The sequence below is a fragment of the Stakelama saccharophila genome (assembly GCF_032229225.1).
GTDB lineage: Bacteria > Pseudomonadota > Alphaproteobacteria > Sphingomonadales > Sphingomonadaceae > Sphingomonas > Sphingomonas saccharophila.
The window spans coordinates 1,788,166-1,803,994 of record NZ_CP135076.1 but is presented as its reverse complement, the minus strand read 5'-3'; the positions used below and the strand labels follow the sequence as shown (position 1 = coordinate 1,803,994).

The following is a 15,829-nucleotide window of genomic DNA, read 5'->3' as shown; positions in this document are numbered from 1 at the left end:
ACGGGACACAGGTTCGCATGATCGGTTTGGTACTGGTGACGCACGGGCGTCTCGCCGAAGAATTCGTCACCGCGATGGAACATGTCGTCGGGCCGCAGGGAAAGATCGTTCCGATCTGCATCGGCCCCGAAGACGACATGGAAGAACGTCGCGGCGACATTGCCGGCGCGATTCGGGAGGTCGACGACGGATCCGGCGTAATCGTACTGACGGATCTGTTCGGCGGCACCCCGTCCAACCTCGCCATTTCGCTGATGGTGCCGGGCAAGATCGAGGTGATTGCGGGCATCAACCTGCCCATGCTGATCCGGCTGGGCGGCGCGCGCCGCAAGATGAAGGTCGTCGAGGCGGTGGCGGCGGCGCGCGAGGCCGGCAGGAAGTATATCTCGGTCGCCTCCGAGGTTCTGGGCGAGGCTGCGGCGTGAACGAAGCGAGCCGGTCGGTCACGATCGTCAACCGGCGTGGCCTTCACGCACGCGCCAGCGCCAAATTCGTCACAATGGCTTCGGCTCAACCGGTCGACGTGACGGTGGAGAAGGACGGCGCCTCGGTAACCGGAACGTCGATCATGGGGCTGATGATGCTGGGCGCGGCGATGGGAGACACCATCACCATCCGGGCCGAAGGCGATGAAGCCGATACCGTGGTGGAAAAGCTCGCGGCCCTCGTCGCGGATCGTTTCGGCGAAGACTGAGCCGCGCCCGGACGAAAGCGCCAACGTGCCCCGCAGCATTACCGCCTTTTCCAATCCGCTGATCAAGCGCATCCGCAGCTTGCGCGACAAGCGCCATCGCCGCGCGGAGGGGCTGTTCCTGGCGGAAGGCCTTCGTATCCTGACCGAGGCGCGGGAAGCGGGCAGGCTTCCGCAGTTCCTGTTCCACACGGCGGAAGGGGCGCGGCATCCCCTGGTCGACGCGCTGGTCACTGCCACCGAATCCGCTGGCGGGGAGGTGATCGAAACGAGCGCCGATATCCTGTCCAAATTGTCGGGCAAGGACAATCCCGGCGCGGTGGTGGCCGCCTATCCGGAGTTCGATACCTCGCTGGATGGGATCGACCGGCACGCGGCACCCTTGTGGCTGGTCGCCGAGCGGCTCCGCGATCCTGGCAACCTCGGCACGATCCTGCGCACCGCCGATGCCGTCGGCGCCGGCGGCCTGATCCTGGTCGACGACTGCGTCGATCCCTTTTCGGTAGAGGCCGTGCGGGCCAGCATGGGAGCGATCTTCACCGTTCCTCTGGCCAAGACGGGTTGGGATGCGTTCGAACGCTGGCTGCGCACCGATGCCGGCACGCTGGTCGGCCTCAGCCTTGCGACCGACCTGGATTATCAGGCGCCCACTTATCCGGCGCCGACGTTCCTGATGACCGGGAACGAGGCGCAAGGGATGCCGGAAGCGATCGCGGCCGCCTGCGACCTCCTCGTGAAGATCCCGATGTACGGCAAGGCGGACAGCCTGAACGCTGCGGTCGCCACGGCGGTAATGGCCTATGAGGTACGGAACCAGCTTCGTCGACGGTCCTGACACGATTTTCGCGCGCCTCCCATCGCGAGACTTGTCGTTCCGCGCGGATAGGCGCAATCTCGCGCCTGTCCATCGTGGGAGAAAAGGCGATGCGTGGATCTGTTCTCTATCTCGGCGCCGCAGTCCTGCTGAGCGGATGCGCCGCAACCGCCATAGCGCCGAGGCCCACCGAGCACCTGCCGTATCGGGCGCTCGGCACCGAACCGGGCTGGTCGCTTGAGATCGATTCCGATCGGATGCACTATGAAGGCGATTATGGTGCGACCGGGGTCGCCACCGCAACGCCGCCGCCGGAGCGCCGAAACGACGGTTTGCGATACGAGACCGACCGGATGGTGGTGGATATCGCGCACCAGCCCTGCAGCGACGGCATGAGCGCTCGCAAATATCCGGATGCCGTCACGGTGACCGTCGGTGGCGCAACCGTTCACGGCTGCGGGGGCCGGCCGGTCGACAGTGCATCCGCCTCCCTGGCGGGCAGCGAATGGGTGCTTGCCGAACTGGATGGAAGACCGGTCCGGCTGGACCGCCGGCCGACACTGAACTTTGCCGAAGACCGCATCATGGGATTCGGCGGCTGCAATCGCTTTACGGGCCCTTACTCCCTCACCACCGGCAGCATTCGCTTCGGAGCGATCGCCGCAACGAAAATGGCCTGTCCGGGTACAGGCATGGAAACAGAATCGGACTATTTCAGCCTGTTGGGCGGTGATGTGGCCATGACGCGTGAACCGGACGGCGCATTGACATTGTCCGGAAACGGGCACCGCGCCAGCTTCGTCCCGGCGGCCGAATAGCGCCGAACGCCGTGAACCATCGCCTGCCGCCGATACGGGTCACTGCGCTGCGTCCTCCGGTTCGGCAGGCTCGGTAGCGAGTTTCGTCAGCGGCCGCGCGGACTGTTCCACCATCGGCAGGCTGTCCAGCGTCTTGCCCCCGGTGTCGATGTTGAGCGTTTCGAAGCGCCGGGCGGAGGTCATGACCTGCGACTCCATCGACCCGACGAAGCTGTTATAGGCCCCCATCGCGGTTTCCAGGTTCTTGCCCAGCTTCTCGACATGCTTTCCCATCGTCGCCAGGCGGCCGTGCAATTCCTTGCCCAATTCAGCTATCTGACGGGCCTCGCCTGCAAGCTTCTCCTGGCGCCAGACGGCGGCGACCGTTCGGGCGATCGCGATCAGATTGGTCGGCGTCGCGATCAGGACGCGCCGGTCGAAGGCGTGCTCCCACAGGTCCGGATCATGTTCCAGCGCCGCCGACAGGAAATGCTCGCCCGGCACGAACATGATGACATAGTCCGGCGTGTCGTCGAACTGGTCCTGATAGGATTTGGCACCCAGCGCGTTGATATGCGTCTTCATGGAGGCGACGTGCTGCGACAGGAACTGCATCCGTTCGGCATCCTCTACCGCGCCGTGCGCATCCTGATAGGCGTTGAGCGACACCTTGGCGTCGATCACGAGTGAGCGCCCGCCCGGCACCTTGACGATGGCGTCGGGACGCAACCGCCCGTTCTCTCCCGCAACGCTGACTTCCATGGCGAAGTCCGTATGCTCCGCCAGCCCGCACGTCTCGAGAACATTGCGCAACTGCTGCTCGCCCCAGCGTCCCCGCGCCTTCGGTGCGGAGCGCAGCGCGTTGGAAAGCTTCGCCGCTTCGTTGCGGACCGATTCCTGACCGAGCCGCATGGCTTCCATCAGGCCCGACAGATTGCCGTACGCCTCCTTGCGCTCGCCTTCGACCTTGACGACGTTCTCCTCATATCGTTTCAACGTCGCCTCGACGGGCTGGAGCAGCGCCTTCAACTTGGCCTCGTGCGTCTTGCCCTCCTCGGCGAACCGGTCGTTCGCCCGGGCCAGAAACGACTTCTGCGCCTCGCCCAGCAGATTGTGCGCCACCTCGCGGAACTGGCCCGCCATCGCCTCGCGCGCATTCTTGAACTCTTCGAGGCGCTCCTCGAACGCGCCTGCCCGCGCTTTCAGATCAGCGACCTCCAGCTTTGCGGCGTCGCGTTCCTGACGAATGGTTTCGATCTGCTCGCGCAGTCTCGACGCCTCGGCGGCCTGCTCCTCGGCGCGGGCGAGATCCACGATCGCCTGCTTGAATTCCTGGGTACGGGCATCGCGCTCCGCCCGCATCCCGGCCACCGCCCGACTACCGAAGAACCACCCCGCTGCCAGCCCGGACAATATGGCCGCGAATGCTATCACGATGAAAAGCGTGTCCAAATGATCCTCCCAGGGAACAGAATGCGAACCTATCGTGCCGCTGCGGCGGGAGCAAGCGGAACACGCGGGCGCGACGTTCGTTGGCCGTGCCGGTGTGAGGAAGAATGTCCCGGACGCTCACGATCCTTTTCCCGCTCGGTGCGGCACTGATCACGGCATGCGATAGCGGCGGCGATGCCGCCCGGAGCCCCGCCGTCGACGGCGCGGCAAATACCGAATATCGCAGCGCGAGGGCGTCGCAAAACGACGCGGCCGTGCCGGAACGGGCGGACACTTCGCTTCCGCCCGCCGCCGCGAACCGTCGCTATGTCGGAACATGGGCCGAAACCGTGTCCGGGTGCGCCAGCGCCGCCTGGACGTTTCAAGCGCGTCATCTTGAAACCGCCGACGGAACATCATGCGATTTCGACGATGTGGTCGACGCGCCCGGCGGATACGACGTGCAGGCCACCTGCATTGGCGGCAAGGGCGCCGATAGCGGCACCCTCACGCTGCGCTTCGCGGAATCGGCACAAGCGCTGTTGGTGGATTCGGATATGGTTTCGTCCGTCGGGCTGATCCACTGTCCCGCGGATTGAGCGCTTCAGGCAGCCGCCTTGCGCATCTTCTCCAGGCGTTTCATCACCATGTTCCGCTTCAGCCGGGACAGATGATCGGTGAACAACACGCCGTTCAGATGGTCGATCTCGTGCTGGAGACAGGTGGCGAGCAGGCCCTCGAAGCGATCCTGATGCTCCTTGCCATGTTCGTCCCGCCAGCGCGCCACGCACCAGGTCGGACGTTCGATTTCCGCGAACTGTTCGGGGATCGACAGGCAACCCTCATTATAGGTCGACATCTCTTCGGAGACCTCGATCAGCTCCGGATTGATGAAGACGCGCGGGTCCTTGATCGGTTTGCCGTCTTCATCCTCTTCTTCCTGAAGGTCGATGACCAACAGGCGCTTTTCCACGCCGATCTGGATCGCGGCGAGGCCGATACCCGGCGCGTCGTACATCGTCTCGAACATATCGGAGACCAGCCTGCGCAACGCGTCGTCGAAGACCTCGACGGGCTTAGAAACCGTGCGCAGCCGCGCGTCCGGTACTTCCAGAATGGGGTGGATCGCCATGCGGTCTAGCTAGGTCGCGCACGGCGCTTCGTCAAGCGACCGGACGCCGCGCGCGCAGGGCCTGCGCCAATGTCCCTTCGTCCAGATAATCCAGCTCTCCACCCACGGGAAGGCCGTGGGCGAGCTGGGTGACCCGAACGGGATAGCGTTCCACCCGCTCGGCGACGAAATGCGAGGTCGTCTGCCCTTCCAGCGTCGCGTTCATCGCCAGGACCACCTCCTCGATCCCCCCTGCTTCGATTCGCCGAAGCAGTGCGTCGATCGACAGATCCTCGGGCCGCACGCCATCGAGCGCCGACAGCCGGCCGCCGAGTATGTGAAAGCGGCCCGGAAACAATCGCGACCGGTCCAGCGCCCAGAGGTCGGCCACCTCTTCCACCACGCAAAGCGAGCGGGCGTCCCGCCGTGGGTCCGTGCAGATCGCACAGGGATCGCTGGTGTCGATATTGCCGCAGATCGCGCATGTGGACAGCGTTTCCGCCACCGCCCCCAATGCCTTCAACAAGGGTTCGAGCGCCGTCTCCCGCTTCTTGATGAGGTGCAGGACCGCACGCCGCGCAGACCGCGGGCCAAGGCCGGGAAGGCGGGAAAGCGCCTGGGTAAGGGTTTCGATCTCGGGAGAAGCCATGGTCCGGCGAAGATAGGGGGTTGCGTCCATGCCCGCCAGACGTTTGAGCATGGGCCCATGCGCATCATCTTCATGGGAACCCCCGAATTCGCCGTACCTGTCCTGGACGCCGTGGTCGCAGCGGGGCATGACGTCACAGCCGTCTATAGCCAGCCGCCCCGGCGAGCGGGCCGCGGAAAGGCGCTGTCCCCTTCCCCCGTCCACCGCCGGGCGGAGGCGCTGGGCATCGCGGTGCGCACGCCGTCGTCCCTGCGAGATGGCGACGCCCAGGCCGAATTCGCCGCGGCCGGGGCCGATGCGGCCGTCGTCGCCGCCTACGGCCTGATCCTGCCCCGCCCCGTCCTCGATGCACCGGCGCTCGGGTGCCTGAACGTCCATGCCTCGCTCCTGCCGCGCTGGCGTGGCGCAGCGCCGGTTCAGCGGGCGATTCTCGCCGGCGATCGCGAAACCGGCGTCGGCATCATGCAGATGGAAGCGGGCCTGGACACCGGCCCCGTGCGTCTGGAAGCACGCACGCCGATCGACGGCAAGACGGCGGGCGACCTCACCACCGAACTGGCCGCCATGGGGGCGGCGCTGATGGTAAAGGTTTTGGCAGACGCGGCTGCCTTTCCGCCCGTCCCGCAAGCGGCCGATGGCGTCACCCACGCGCCGAAGATCGCCAAGGCCGAGGCGCGGCTCGACTTTTCCCGTCCCGCCGACGAGGTCGAACGTCAGGTGCGCGCATTCAATCCCGTGCCCGGCGCCTTCTTCGAATATCGTGGCGATCGTATCCGCATCCTTTCCGCGACGTGCACCGCGGACGAGGGGGTGGCGGGAACGGTATTGGACGACCGCCTGACCATCGCTTGCGGAACCGGCGCGATACGGGCGGAGACGGTGCAGCGGGCAGGACGTGGCGCCATGACGGCTACGGACTTGCTGCGCGGCTTTCCCATTCCCACAGGTGCCGGTCTGGCATGACCCGCTTCGCATTTACCGTCGAGTTCGACGGCCGGCCCTTCATGGGCTGGCAGCGTCAGGCGCACGGGCCCAGCGTGCAGCAGGCGCTCGAAACCGCGGTCGCGGCGATTACGGGCGAGACGGTAACCATGCACGCCGCCGGTCGCACCGATGCCGGGGTTCACGCCCGCGCGATGCGGGCGCATTGCGACGTCGCAAAGGATATCGCCTCCCATCGCCTGATGGCCGGCATCAATGCAAAGCTCCTCCCCGATCCGGTCGCGGTCACCGCCTGCGAGACGGTGGCGCCGGATTGGCACGCCCGCTTTTCCTGCACCGGGCGCGCCTATGAATATCATATCGTCAACCGGCGGGCGCCGCTGACCTTCGAAGCGGGCCTGGCATGGCGGCTGGCACAGCCGCTCGATGCCGAAGCGATGCACCGCGCGGCGCAACATCTGATCGGCCGCCATGATTTCACCACCTTCCGCTCCGCCCACTGCCAGTCGCGCAGCCCGCTCAAGACGCTCGACAGGCTGGAGGTGACACGGACCGGCGACCGCCTGGTAGTGACGGCGGAGGCGCGGTCGTTCCTGCATCACCAGGTGCGCTCGATGGTCGGATGCCTGGCGTTGGTGGGCTACGGCAAATGGTCGCCCGACGACATGGCGGCAGCGCTTCATGCGCGCGATCGCGCCGCATTGGGGCTGAACGCGCCACCCGACGGGCTGTATTTCGTTCGCGCCGTCTATCCGGATTGACGCGTGAAGCATGCCGCCAGCTCGACATGCGTCGACCAGCGAAACTGCCCCACCGGCCGCACCCATTCCAACCGAAAACCACCTTCGCAAATTATTGCAGCATCACGAGCAAACGTGTTGGGATTACAAGAAATATAGCATAGCCTTGGAAGAGTGGATCGCGCGATCGTGGCCGCCTGTTCTCTCGCGCCCGCCCGCGGCGGATCGAGAATCGCGGCATCGAACCGGTCCAATTCCGAGCTGCCGAGCGGTCGGCGGTAGAGATCGCGGTGGTCGGCGAACACCTGCAAGCCGGCGGCGTCGGCGGCGGACTTCAGGCCAGCGATCGCCTCGCGCGAAGCCTCTGCGGCATAGATCCGGCGGCGCCCCAGTCCGAAGGTGAGGGTGCCGAGGCCTGCAAACAGATCGGCAATGGTGCCGGCCTGCCCCACCGCCGCTTGCGCCGCCGCGATCAGCGCCGCCTCCCCCTCGCACGTCGCCTGCAAGAAGCCGCCGGCTGGAAACGGGACGGGAACACCGCTCAGCGTAATCGTGACCGGACGCGGTTCCCAGCGCGGCTCCGGTCCCAGGCCTTCATCGACACAAAGCCGGGCCAGCTTCTGACGTTCGGCGAAGGTCGTAAGCGCTTCCAGGGACCGCAAACCGGCGACGCTTACACCGGCCAGAACGACATCCACGCCCTGATCGACGCACGTCAATTGCACGTCCGCCCTGCCCTTTTTCGGCAGCAGCGCATCGAGCAGACCGCGCAACGGCGCCACCAGCGCGAACAGGTCGGGCGTCAGGATGTGGCATTCGCGCATGTCGATCACCTGATGGCTCCGACTTTCGGTAAAGCCCAGGCGGATTCGTTTTCCCTGCCGCTCCGCATGAAGCGTGGCGCGGCGGCGGCTGCGTGGCGGCGACAGATGCGGCTGTTCTATCGCCGTTTCCAGTCCGTGCTGGCGCAGTGCGCCCGCCACCCGATCGCACAGGAAGCGGCGATAACTCTCCTCATCCAGATGCTGCAGTTGGCACCCTCCGCATTCCGGGAAGTGACGGCATGGCGGTGTCACATGGTGCGGCCCCCGCGTAATATCGCCGTCCGCGGTGACACGGTCCCCCGGGGCGGTGAGCGGTACATGCCGGCCGTCGCCGGTGACACCGTCGCCGCGTGCCGCCACGAACCGGACGCATTCGCCGTCGTCGCCTAGAGACATTCGGCGACCGCACTCGCGATGGGTGCGACGATATCGTCGGCCATGAAGGCAGCACCGGTCAGGCGTGCCGCGCGGGCGTGCAGCCATATCGCTGCATCGGCAGCGCTCTCGTCTCCACAGGCCATTCTCGCCCCGCAAATGCCGGCCAGTACGTCGCCCGTCCCTGCCGTCGAGAGCCATGAGGTGCCGGTATCGGCGATATGAACATTGCCGTCCGGGTCGGCAATGACGGTATCCGGCCCCTTGTGGACGATCGTTGCTCCAGCCCGCTGCGCCGCCTGTCGGGTGCGGTCGATCTTGTTGCCGCCGCCATCGCCGAAAAGACGGACGAATTCTCCCTCATGCGGGGTGAGCCAGGATCGCGCATCCCGCGTCGATAGCCGGCGCACCGCGTCTTCGCCGAGCAAGGTCAGCGCGTCGCCGTCGATGATCAGCGGACGATCGCTGGCCAGTGCCGCGTCCAGCAATGCGCGTGCATGATTGCCGCTGCCGAGCCCGGGGCCGATCACCGCCGCCCCGATCCGCGCATCCGCCAGCAGTTCCGCCAGATCATCGGCGTCGGCAATCTTGCGGCGCACGAGAGCGTCGGGACTTCGATGTTGCGGATCGCCGCTTGCGAGCAGGACATAGCCCGCCCCGGCATGCAGCGTCGCCCGCGCCGCCAGATGCGCCGCACCGGGCATGGCGCCGGCCACCACCGCAACCATGCCGCGGCGATATTTGTGTGCGTCGCGCGCGGGTGGCGTCAATCGCGGTCGGGCGATCGTTCGCGTGGAATCCGGGCAGGCAATGTCGATATCGACCAGGCGAACATGGCCGCAACAGGCCGCGCCCGGCATCAACACATGCGCGGGCTTCAACGCGCCCAGTGCGCAGGTGGCCGAAACGGGCGCTAACCCCAGATCCTCGCCGCTGTCCGTCGCCAGGCCAGAAGGCAGATCGATTGCCAGGCTGAAATCGGCCGCGCCGACCAGCCGGTGCAGTGCCTCGCGCACGTCGGTTTCCAGCGGGCGCGACATTCCGGTGCCGAACAGCCCATCGACCAGAACCGCGCGCGGCGCAGCATCCGCCAGCGCGACCGTCGGGCCCGTCCAGCGGCGGCGCATATCGGCAGCGGCACCCGATTTCTTGCTGCCCAGCGCGGCAACCGTGACGTCACATCCCCACGAATGCAGCAACCGGGCCGCGGCATAGGCATCGCCGCCGTTATTCCCCGGCCCTGCGAGGACCAGCACCGGACGGCCGAGCGCAAACCGCATCGCCTCGCGCGCGACGGCGGTTCCGGCCCGCTCCATCAGCGTCGCCTGGTCGATTCCGGCGTCGAAACAGCGCTGTTCTGCCGTCCGCATCTGCTCTGCGGTCACGACCGGGACGCCGGTTGGCGGTCGGCTCACGATTCGGAAACGTCGCCGATAGTGGCGGGCAGACGGTAGCGTGCATCCGGCATCGCGACCTCGATCTGGTGATCGCCGATTATCCGTATATCGGCATTCGTCGCTCCGTCCGCGGGCACGACTCCGCGACCGTCCGTCGTCACGCGCAGCCTGTGAAAGCCGCCGTCGGGATGGTGGATCGTCAATACCAGCCCGTCGTCGGTCATGGAGCGGTCGAGCGTGCAGACGCGGGTAAAATCGGTGGCGTCTCCCACCGCACACGACACGCGCTCGGCAGAGGCGGTTTCTTCGGAATCCCCCGAACCACCGCCGCACGAGGTGAGCGACAATCCGAGCAGCAGTGCGCTAGATATCCGCATATACATGGCGTTCGGTCCTTGCTCCGGGGTGCGTCACGGCACCCTTACAGGCCGAACCGACATTTTGCGAATAGCGCCAGAGCGCGCCGGCCTGATAGTCGTTCACCGGGTTTTGCCAATTCGCCCGACGCTGTTTCAGCACGGTGTCTTCGACGTCCAGATCGATGGTGCCGGCCTGGGCGTCGATCCGGATGACGTCGCCGTCTTCGACCAGCGCGATCGGGCCGCCGGCCGCGGCTTCGGGGCCGACATGACCGATACAGAATCCCCGGGTGCCGCCCGAAAACCGCCCGTCGGTGATCAACGCGACCTTTTCGCCCATACCCTGTCCATAGAGTGCGGCGGTCGTCGCCAGCATCTCCCGCATACCGGGGCCGCCTTTGGGGCCTTCATACCGGATGACGATCACCGCTCCTTCGGCGACATCGCGATCCTCCACGGCACGGAACGCGTCCTCCTCGCAATCGAAGACACGCGCCGGCCCCTCGAACTGCAACCGCTTCATTCCGGCAACCTTCACGATCGCTCCCTCGGGCGCCAGGCTCCCGCGGAGCCCGACGACGCCACCGGTCGGCGACAGCGGCGTCTTGATGTCGTGGATCACCTTCTGGTCGGGATTCCAGGTGACGCGGTCGATATTCTCGCCCAGTGTCCGCCCGGTCACGGTCATGCAATTCCCGTCCAGATACCCGCCGGACAGCATGGTCTTCATCAGCATGTAAACGCCGCCCGCTTCGTGCATGTCCTTGGCCACATAGCGGCCACCGGGTTTGAGGTCCGCGATGTAAGGCGTTGATTTGAATATCTCTGCAACGTCGAACAGGTCGAATGCGATGCCTGCTTCATTGGCCATCGCAGGCAGGTGCAGCGCGGCATTGGTCGAACCGCCGGTGGCCGCGACGACGCGCGCGGCGTTCACGAAAGCCTCGCGCGTGCAGATGTCGCGCGGGCGTAGATTCGCCGCGACCAGTTCCATCACCTGCGCGCCCGCCGCGATCGCGATTTCCTCGCGGCTGGCATAAGGCGCCGGCACCATGTTGGAATTGGGCAGCGACAGGCCGATCGCCTCGCCCACGCATGCCATCGTGTTGGCGGTGAACTGGCCACCGCAGGCGCCGTGGCCCGGACACGCGACCTTTTCCAGCGCGACCAGTTCCTGCAGCGGACAGTTGCCGGCAGCGTGCTGACCCACCGCCTCGAACACGTCGACCACGGTGACGTCGCGATCATCGAAGCGACCCGGCAGGATGGAGCCGCCATATACGAAGATCGACGGTACGTTCAGCCGCAGCATTGCCATCATCATGCCCGGTAATGACTTGTCGCAGCCGGCAAAGCCGACAAGCGCATCATAGCAATGGCCGCGAACGCTCAGCTCGACCGAATCCGCGATGACTTCCCGGCTGACGAGTGAGGATTTCATCCCCTGGTGGCCCATGGCGATGCCGTCCGTCACGGTGATCGTGTTGAAACGGCGCGGCGTGCCGCCGCCTGCGGTCACCCCTTCGCGCGCCGCATCGGCCTGGGCGTTCAGGGTGGTGTTGCAGGGCGCACTGTCATTGCCGGCGCTGGCCAGCGCGACGAAGGGTTTGGCGATATCCTCTTCGGAGAGGCCCATCGCGTAATAATAGCTGCGGTGCGGTGCGCGTTCGGGTCCGACCGATACGTGGCGGCTGGGCAGGCGGGTTTTGTCGAATTTCTGGGTCATGGCGACAGCCTATGTCGCGGATACCCCTTTCGACGCAAGACCATTACGAACTTTTCCCAGCGCCGCCTCTATGATGTCGCTCCAATACGCTACGCCTTCGGGTTCCGCGATCAGGTCGTTGCGAATTTCCAGCGACACGCATGGGATGCCTCTCGCCTCGCCATGCCGATTCAGCGTCGCGTTCAGGCTGCGCCCGGAATAGGGCTCGTTATCGCCGGTAACCACTCCGGCGTTGCGGAGCGCGGCGAACGCAAACCGCGCCGCCCGGTCGTCGCGATTGTAGAGCACGCCGACCTGCCAGGGACGAAGGCCGCCGCCGCTCGCCATCTGCGCGGTGAAGCTGTGGATCGCGACGAGCAGCGACGGGCGATGGCGGGTGATTTCCGTGGCGATCGTCCGGTGATAGGGCTTGTGGAACCGGGCGATACGCCCTTCCCTGTTATATCCGTGATTGCCGGGAATATCATGGCCATCGGTGATGGCCGGCGCCAGGCCCGGATGATCCGGTTCGCGGTGCAGGTCGATCACGAGCCGGGAGACGGTGGCGAGAACCGCCGGCGCAAGCAATCGGATCGACAGCTCGCGCGTCAAGGCGGCGGCGCCGATGTCAACGCCGACATGCTTGTCGAGCAGGGCGGCATCAATCCCGAGGTCGATGTCGTCCGGCACATGGTTCGACGCATGGTCGCACAGCAGCAGGAGCGATGGGTCCGCGCCGTCGATGATTTCGGGTATCGTCTCGGTCATCGTGCCCCGCCACGCCTGTTCAGGAAGGTATCGAGCCGATCGGCGAAACCGGACGTGCCGAACTGGCCGTCGAATGCGGGATCGAGCGCTTGGTCGTCGGGATCGGCAAGCGTTTGCTTCAGCAACCGGACCGCGCCGGCATCATTGTCGGCAATGATGCGGGCCAGCGCCCGTGCGGCCGAAACAGCGTCGTCGTCAGCGGCTTCGGCCAGGCCGATGCGCTTCGCCGCCCTGGCGTCCAGGCGTTCTCCCGCCAGCAGCATCCGACCTGCAACGCCCCGCCCGACCAGCGCCAGCAACCGGGCGACATCCTCGCGCGGGTAGCCCAGACCCAGCCGTGCCGGCGTCGTCGCAAAGATCGCATCGCGCCCGGCAATGCGGATGTCGCATGCCAGGGTCAACGCGACCGCCGCACCGAAACAGCCGCCGTCGACGGCCGCAAGCACCGGCATGGGAAGCGCCGCAACCGCCTCGATCCCCTGGCGCATGGCGGCGCGAAACTCCGGTCGCAGGTCGGCATCATCCCGCAATTCCGCAAATTCGGTCATGTCCGCGCCGGCGGAGAAGATACCCGGCACCGCGGATGCGATGACCACCGCTCTTGCATCGTCGCCCACGATCTTTTCGCTCAGGCTGGCGAGTTCGCGCCAATGCCGAACCGCGACGGCGTTCCTGGCTTCCGGGCGGTCGAGCGTTATGGTCGCGACGCCATCGGTCAGTGTGCAGTCGAACATCGCCGCAGCGCTTGCCTGAAAAACGGCCCGGTGTCACCCGGCGCTGCCGAGCGCCGGCTAGACCAGTTCTGTCTCCAGCAACCACCAGTCGGGCCGGGCGGCAGCGATCGCAGCGGCAGCGGTGTTTCGTGCCGCTGCGGTCTCGTAGAGCGAAAAGCAGGTCGCGCCGGAGCCGGACATACGTGTCAGCACCGCGCCGTCCTGCCGCTGCATCAGATCGAGGCATTCGCCGATGACGGGCGCAAGGGTCTGTGCAGGCGGTTGAAGGTCGTTTCGACCGCGCTGCGCCACTTCCAGTACCGATCCGTCCGGCAGCGGTCCGTGATCGATCCCGCGCCAGCCCGCGAATACCGCGGCCGTAGAAAGCGCCGTTCCCGGATGGACCAACAACACCGGCATGCCTGCTGGCCCGTCTAGCGGCACGAGTGTCTCGCCGCGGCCGCTGCCCCGCACGGTCCTGCTCAACAGACAGGCGGGCACGTCCGATCCCAGTTCAAGACCGCATTGGAGCATGTCGGGCGTGTCGAACGCCCTGTCGAAATGGCGCGCCAGCGCTCGCAGCGCTGCGGCCGCGTCGGCCGATCCCCCGCCGATCCCCGACGCCACGGGCAGTCGCTTGTCGAGACGGATCGCCAATGGCGCATCGACGCCATAGCGTCGGCGAAACGCCCCCAAGGCGCGCAGCACCAGATTGTCGGATTCGCCGGCGAGTGCGACGGCGAACGGTCCGACGATCTCGAACGAATCCGCCTCGGCCGCCGACAGGGTAAGGCGGTCACCGTCCGCCACGAAGGCGAACAGCGTTTCCAACTCGTGATAACCGTCCGGCCGCCTGGCCCGGATATGAAGGGCGAGGTTGAGTTTCGCCCTTGCGACTTCCGTGATCAAGGGTCAGTTCCGTTCCCGCTTCAGGCCGAGCGCCAGCTTTTCCGCGAGACGTTCCGCATCGGCGCCGTCCGCGAACACCCGTGCCGCCTGCCAGGCATAGCGCGCTTCGTAGTGCCGGCCAGATCGCCACAGGGTATCGCCGAGATGTTCGTTGATGGTGGCGTCGGCGGGGCTCGCCTCGGCCGCACGCTGCAGCAGCGGCAGCGCCTTGCGCGTCTCGCCTCGCTGATAATAGGCCCAGCCCAGCGAATCGGTAATCGACGGATCGTCCGGACGCAGATCGCTTGCCCGTTCCAGCATATCGACCGCGGCCGCCAGGTTCTCGCCGCGTTCGACCTGCGCATATCCCAAATAATTGAGCACGATCGGCTCGTCCGGCGCCATGGCGGCAGCCTTGCGCAACAGCGGCAGGGCTGCGTCCCACCGCCCCGCTTGTTCCAGGGCGCCGCCCTTTTGCAGGTACAGCGCCCAGCTCGCACCGTCGCCGGCCAGCGCGATCGCCCGGTCATAGGCTTCCGCGGCCTGCGTATAGTGCTCCGCGCTCATCAGGAGGTCCGCATAGTGCCGCACGGTTCCGAGGTCGGCTCCGTCCGATCGCGCGAGTTCCGCCGCCACCTCCAGCGCCCTGGCATCCTTGCCCGCGCGTTGCAGCACGGCGACGCGCGCCTGGCTGGCCGCCGGGGCGAAAGCGCTGTCGGCGTCGACCTCCCCCAGCATCTGCTGCGCGATTTCCGACGCGTCGGACCGCGACAAGGCGTCCGCCAGCACAAGCCGCGTCCGATCGCTTTCCGGGTCGAGCAACAATGCCGCGCGCGCCAGAGTGATGTTGAGCGGCAGCAGACGGTCGCTGTCCAGCCGTGCGGCAAGCTCGTTCAGGATGCCGGCAATCGCGATGCTGGCCCCGGGCTGCTTTTCCGGCAGCCTTTCACGCAGGCGACGCATCACCGTTCCGTCGCCCGGTAGCAGCGTTCTGGCCGCATCTTCCTTGCCGTCCTCGGCCAGCATCGCCGAAGCCGTCAATCTGAGGTCGAGATTGCTGCTGTCGGCCGCGAGCAGCGGTTGCAACATCTTGACGCCGCGCCCGCCGTCGCCGCGTGCGATCGTCAGCAAGGCGCGTTGCTCTTCGGCATAGCGCGCGCCGAGCGCGTTCTGGTCCGATCGCTCCAGCGCGGATTCGGGATGCCGCTCACCCCGGTCGAACGCGATCCAGGCGCGCAGGCTGGGTACGATGAATTCCAGCGGTCCCTGCGCGATCCGGCCGATAGCCTGTTCTGCGGCGGCATAGTTGCGCTCTCGCACCGCGTCCGCAAGGCGCAGCACCGCGCCGTCGTTGGGCGCTACACCGGCGGCTTCCAATGTGCTCAGCGCCCTGCGCGCGAGGTCGTAACGCCCCGCGGACAGCGCCTCGCGATAGGCACGAATGGCGACCAGGATGCTGTCCGGCTTCGCCGCAAGCGCTTCGTCATAGCCGCGAACCGCCGCATCGACCGCACCATCGGCGTCGGCCGCGCGTGCTTTCACATAGGCCGCCAGGTCGGGCAGGCTTTCCCTTGCGGACGCGGGCTCCGCGAAGGCGGCCGTCAGCAAGACCGCCACCGACAGGC

At 66.5% G+C, this 15,829-nt stretch carries 19 protein-coding genes; 8 read left to right on the top strand and 11 right to left on the bottom strand.

Translation table 11 applies throughout. The features are described 5' to 3' along the window. Positions 1 to 17: 17 nt before the first annotated feature. The 4 genes from RPR59_RS08345 to RPR59_RS08330 all read left to right on the top strand — a co-directional run bounded on the left by RPR59_RS08345 (position 18) and on the right by RPR59_RS08330 (position 2,323). Positions 18 to 425 carry a PTS sugar transporter subunit IIA gene (locus RPR59_RS08345; protein ID WP_313912977.1) on the top strand — a complete coding sequence of 136 codons (408 nt, stop codon included), beginning with the start codon at positions 18 to 20 and terminating at the stop codon, positions 423 to 425. After that, the gene (locus RPR59_RS08340; RefSeq protein ID WP_313912974.1) at positions 422 to 694 is read left to right on the top strand and encodes an HPr family phosphocarrier protein; all 273 of its coding nucleotides are present in this window, start codon (positions 422 to 424) and stop codon (positions 692 to 694) included. Before RPR59_RS08345 ends, RPR59_RS08340 begins: the two co-directional genes overlap by 4 nt. 25 nt (positions 695 to 719) lie before the next feature. Next, a complete protein-coding gene (locus RPR59_RS08335) occupies positions 720 to 1,526 on the top strand; it encodes a TrmH family RNA methyltransferase (protein WP_313912972.1) in 807 nt (268 codons plus the stop codon). Positions 1,527 to 1,600: 74 nt separating this feature from the next. Beyond that, the gene (locus tag RPR59_RS08330) at positions 1,601 to 2,323 is read left to right on the top strand and encodes an META domain-containing protein (protein ID WP_313912970.1); all 723 of its coding nucleotides are present in this window, start codon (positions 1,601 to 1,603) and stop codon (positions 2,321 to 2,323) included. Positions 2,324 to 2,362: 39 nt separating this feature from the next. Here the strand turns inward: RPR59_RS08330 and RPR59_RS08325 are convergent, their stop codons facing one another. Next, on the bottom strand, positions 2,363 to 3,754 hold the full coding sequence (locus tag RPR59_RS08325; protein WP_313912968.1) for a DNA recombination protein RmuC: 1,392 nt from the start codon (positions 3,752 to 3,754) through the stop codon (positions 2,363 to 2,365). 104 nt (positions 3,755 to 3,858) lie between these two features. On the opposite strand from RPR59_RS08325, the gene RPR59_RS08320 reads away from it, so the two are divergent. Then, entirely contained in the window at positions 3,859 to 4,332 is a 474-nt protein-coding gene (locus tag RPR59_RS08320; protein ID WP_313912966.1) for a hypothetical protein, read from the top strand. Positions 4,333 to 4,337: 5 nt separating this feature from the next. On the opposite strand, the gene def is transcribed toward RPR59_RS08320, so the two are convergent. After that, a complete protein-coding gene (gene def, locus RPR59_RS08315; RefSeq protein WP_313912964.1) occupies positions 4,338 to 4,865 on the bottom strand; it encodes a peptide deformylase in 528 nt (175 codons plus the stop codon). A 31-nt stretch (positions 4,866 to 4,896) separates the two neighbouring features. Next, positions 4,897 to 5,493: a recombination mediator RecR gene (gene recR / locus RPR59_RS08310; RefSeq protein ID WP_313918415.1), complete on the bottom strand. Its 597-nt coding sequence runs from the start codon at positions 5,491 to 5,493 to the stop codon at positions 4,897 to 4,899. A 57-nt stretch (positions 5,494 to 5,550) separates the two neighbouring features. Here recR and fmt point away from each other — a divergent pair, with 57 nt between their 5' ends. Then, positions 5,551 to 6,456, top strand: a complete 906-nt coding sequence (gene fmt, locus RPR59_RS08305) for a methionyl-tRNA formyltransferase (protein WP_313912963.1) — start codon at positions 5,551 to 5,553, stop codon at positions 6,454 to 6,456. Further along, complete coding sequence (gene truA / locus RPR59_RS08300; RefSeq protein WP_313912961.1) at positions 6,453 to 7,196, top strand: tRNA pseudouridine(38-40) synthase TruA; 744 nt, start codon at positions 6,453 to 6,455, stop codon at positions 7,194 to 7,196. The genes fmt and truA overlap by 4 nt, the downstream gene beginning before the upstream one ends. On the opposite strand, the gene RPR59_RS08295 is transcribed toward truA, so the two are convergent. After that, positions 7,184 to 7,999, bottom strand: coding sequence for a class I SAM-dependent RNA methyltransferase (locus RPR59_RS08295; protein ID WP_313912959.1), 816 nt, complete (start codon positions 7,997 to 7,999; stop codon positions 7,184 to 7,186). The genes truA and RPR59_RS08295 overlap by 13 nt on opposite strands. On the opposite strand from RPR59_RS08295, the gene RPR59_RS08290 reads away from it, so the two are divergent. Beyond that, positions 7,985 to 8,389 (top strand): hypothetical protein, encoded by a 405-nt coding sequence (locus RPR59_RS08290; protein ID WP_313912957.1) that lies wholly within the window; start codon positions 7,985 to 7,987, stop codon positions 8,387 to 8,389. The genes RPR59_RS08295 and RPR59_RS08290 overlap by 15 nt on opposite strands. Here RPR59_RS08290 and RPR59_RS08285 read toward each other — a convergent pair. The 7 genes from RPR59_RS08285 to RPR59_RS08255 are packed head-to-tail and all read right to left on the bottom strand — an operon-like array spanning position 8,386 to position 15,821. After that, positions 8,386 to 9,744, bottom strand: a complete 1,359-nt coding sequence (locus tag RPR59_RS08285) for an NAD(P)H-hydrate dehydratase (RefSeq protein WP_313912955.1) — start codon at positions 9,742 to 9,744, stop codon at positions 8,386 to 8,388. The genes RPR59_RS08290 and RPR59_RS08285 overlap by 4 nt on opposite strands. 41 nt (positions 9,745 to 9,785) lie before the next feature. Then, positions 9,786 to 10,148: a hypothetical protein gene (locus RPR59_RS08280; protein ID WP_313912953.1), complete on the bottom strand. Its 363-nt coding sequence runs from the start codon at positions 10,146 to 10,148 to the stop codon at positions 9,786 to 9,788. Next, entirely contained in the window at positions 10,135 to 11,856 is a 1,722-nt protein-coding gene (gene ilvD, locus RPR59_RS08275) for a dihydroxy-acid dehydratase (RefSeq protein ID WP_313912952.1), read from the bottom strand. The genes RPR59_RS08280 and ilvD overlap by 14 nt, the downstream gene beginning before the upstream one ends. 9 nt (positions 11,857 to 11,865) lie before the next feature. Further along, positions 11,866 to 12,603, bottom strand: coding sequence for an N-formylglutamate amidohydrolase (locus RPR59_RS08270; RefSeq protein WP_313912950.1), 738 nt, complete (start codon positions 12,601 to 12,603; stop codon positions 11,866 to 11,868). After that, a complete protein-coding gene (locus RPR59_RS08265; RefSeq protein ID WP_313912947.1) occupies positions 12,600 to 13,337 on the bottom strand; it encodes an enoyl-CoA hydratase/isomerase family protein in 738 nt (245 codons plus the stop codon). The genes RPR59_RS08270 and RPR59_RS08265 overlap by 4 nt, the downstream gene beginning before the upstream one ends. Positions 13,338 to 13,394: 57 nt before the next feature. Next, positions 13,395 to 14,225, bottom strand: coding sequence for a 4-(cytidine 5'-diphospho)-2-C-methyl-D-erythritol kinase (locus RPR59_RS08260; protein ID WP_313912945.1), 831 nt, complete (start codon positions 14,223 to 14,225; stop codon positions 13,395 to 13,397). A 3-nt stretch (positions 14,226 to 14,228) separates the two neighbouring features. Continuing rightward, the gene (locus RPR59_RS08255) at positions 14,229 to 15,821 is read right to left on the bottom strand and encodes a tetratricopeptide repeat protein (protein WP_313912943.1); all 1,593 of its coding nucleotides are present in this window, start codon (positions 15,819 to 15,821) and stop codon (positions 14,229 to 14,231) included. Between the last annotated feature and the right edge of the window lie 8 nt (positions 15,822 to 15,829).

Excerpts from the sequence above, each read along its gene's own strand:
- RPR59_RS08280 (WP_313912953.1), bottom strand. The coding sequence starts at position 10,148 with ATGCGGATATCTAGCGCACTGCTGCTCGGATTGTCGCTCACCTCGTGC.
- RPR59_RS08270 (WP_313912950.1), bottom strand. The coding sequence starts at position 12,603 with ATGACCGAGACGATACCCGAAATCATCGACGGCGCGGACCCATCGCTC.
- fmt (WP_313912963.1), top strand. The coding sequence starts at position 5,551 with ATGCGCATCATCTTCATGGGAACCCCCGAATTCGCCGTACCTGTCCTG.
- RPR59_RS08285 (WP_313912955.1), bottom strand. The coding sequence starts at position 9,744 with ATGCGGACGGCAGAACAGCGCTGTTTCGACGCCGGAATCGACCAGGCG.
- def (WP_313912964.1), bottom strand. The coding sequence starts at position 4,865 with ATGGCGATCCACCCCATTCTGGAAGTACCGGACGCGCGGCTGCGCACG.
- truA (WP_313912961.1), top strand. The coding sequence starts at position 6,453 with ATGACCCGCTTCGCATTTACCGTCGAGTTCGACGGCCGGCCCTTCATG.
- recR (WP_313918415.1), bottom strand. The coding sequence starts at position 5,493 with ATGGCTTCTCCCGAGATCGAAACCCTTACCCAGGCGCTTTCCCGCCTT.
- RPR59_RS08295 (WP_313912959.1), bottom strand. The coding sequence starts at position 7,999 with ATGCGCGAATGCCACATCCTGACGCCCGACCTGTTCGCGCTGGTGGCG.
- RPR59_RS08345 (WP_313912977.1), top strand. The coding sequence starts at position 18 with ATGATCGGTTTGGTACTGGTGACGCACGGGCGTCTCGCCGAAGAATTC.
- RPR59_RS08320 (WP_313912966.1), top strand. The coding sequence starts at position 3,859 with ATGTCCCGGACGCTCACGATCCTTTTCCCGCTCGGTGCGGCACTGATC.
- RPR59_RS08265 (WP_313912947.1), bottom strand. The coding sequence starts at position 13,337 with ATGTTCGACTGCACACTGACCGATGGCGTCGCGACCATAACGCTCGAC.
- ilvD (WP_313912952.1), bottom strand. The coding sequence starts at position 11,856 with ATGACCCAGAAATTCGACAAAACCCGCCTGCCCAGCCGCCACGTATCG.